The sequence below is a fragment of the Methylobacterium sp. WL7 genome, assembly GCF_008040085.1.
GTDB lineage: Bacteria > Pseudomonadota > Alphaproteobacteria > Rhizobiales > Beijerinckiaceae > Methylobacterium > Methylobacterium mesophilicum.
The window spans coordinates 1-680 of sequence record NZ_VRVG01000350.1; the positions used below are offsets into that span (position 1 = coordinate 1).

1 protein-coding gene and 1 pseudogene are annotated in these 680 nt (G+C 76.9%); both read right to left on the minus strand.

Annotated elements, in window-relative coordinates:
• Positions 1-256, minus strand: a pseudogene (locus tag FV233_RS29725) (hypothetical protein); the annotation flags it as partial.
• Positions 256-680: ATP-binding cassette domain-containing protein (locus FV233_RS29730; RefSeq protein WP_147899613.1), on the minus strand; the 425-nt coding region annotated here is incomplete at its 5' end. The gene FV233_RS29730 and the pseudogene FV233_RS29725, both read right to left, overlap by 1 nt.

The following is a 680-nucleotide window of genomic DNA, read 5'->3' on the forward strand; positions in this document are numbered from 1 at the left end:
CGGTCGGGTGCTGCACCTTCTTGATCTCGGACTCGACCACGAGCTGGCCCGGGGCGATCACCGCACCCGCAAACGAGGTCAGCGCCGCCCAGCCGCCCAGGCCCGGCACCAGCGCCAGCGAGATCACCCCGGCCACGAGCATCTGCCGGCGGATCGAGGCGCGCGGGTGCTCCCGCGCGGGCGACGGGTTGGCCGGGCCGCGCGGCCCCGGGCCGGATCCGGGCAGCCCCGGGAGGGTGAGAGATCCTGCCGACATCACGCCCGCTCCCGCTGTTGATCCGCCGGCTGCGCCGCCACCGGGCGCAGCACCCGCTTGAGCACGTCCTCCTTCGGGCCGAACGCCTGGACCCGGCCCTCGGCCATCACCAGGATGAGGTCGACCGCCGCCAGCGCGCTCGGGCGGTGGGCGACCACCACGCACACCCCGCCGCGCGCACGCACCCCGTGGATCGCCCGGGTCAGCGCCGCCTCGCCCTCGGCGTCGAGGTTGGCGTTGGGCTCATCCAGCACCACCAGGAACGGCTCGCCGTACAGCGCCCGGGCCAGCCCGACGCGCTGGCGCTGCCCGGCCGAGAGCCCGGCCCCGCCCTCGCCCAGCGGCGTGTCGTAGCCCTGCGGGAGACGCAGGATCAGCTCGTGCGTGCCCGCGGCCTCCGCCGCCGCCACGATCGCCCCGGCCG